At 70.5% G+C, this 569-nt stretch carries 2 protein-coding genes; both read left to right on the top strand.

Annotation, left to right across the window (positions count from 1 at the left end; all coding sequences use genetic code 11):
- Positions 1 to 189 (top strand): hypothetical protein (locus L6Q67_RS24210; RefSeq protein WP_296576273.1); only part of this gene is annotated, 189 nt, incomplete at its 5' end.
- A 91-nt stretch (positions 190 to 280) separates the two neighbouring features.
- Positions 281 to 569: transaldolase family protein (locus tag L6Q67_RS24205; protein WP_296576270.1), on the top strand; the 289-nt coding region annotated here is incomplete at its 3' end.

Below are 569 nucleotides of genomic sequence, written 5' to 3'. Positions count from 1 at the left end.
CTCCAGACCCTCGCCGGCCCCATCGTCGCCAGCGGCCAGGGCGAGGCGCCCTATGGCCAGCAACCGCGCTTCGACGGCCAGCTGTCGGGCGACGCGGAGCTGCTGCGCCGCCTGCCGGCCATCGCCGGCGGCGCCGCGAAACCCGGCACGCAGCCCGGCCACTTCGAGATCCACTGGCCGCCGCGGTAATCCGTCACTTTCTTCAGCCTGCATATTCGGCCAGAATCACAGGCTCACCCAATTTCTCACCCGCCACCCTTCCACTGCAAGGCCCGACCCCATGAATCCGATCCAAGCCGCCGGCCAGCAAATCTGGCTCGACAACCTGTCCCGCGCCCTCATCAGCTCCGGCGAACTCGCCCGCTTCATTGAGCTGGGCGTCGCCGGGGTCACCACCAACCCGGCGATCTTCCACAAGGCCATCGCCGAGGGGCAGGACTACCGCCCGGCGCTGGCGGCCATGGAGGCATCCCTCGGCGCCGAGGCGCGCTACGAGGGCCTGGTGATCGAGGACGTGCGGCGCGCCTGCGACGTCATCCGCCCGGTGTTCGACGCGAGCCGCGGCGACG

The sequence above is a fragment of the Zoogloea sp. genome (genome assembly GCF_023150065.1).
In the GTDB taxonomy this organism is placed as follows: domain Bacteria; phylum Pseudomonadota; class Gammaproteobacteria; order Burkholderiales; family Rhodocyclaceae; genus Zoogloea.
The sequence above is the reverse complement of the archived record's forward strand: the minus strand, read 5'-3'. Positions and strand labels throughout refer to the sequence as shown.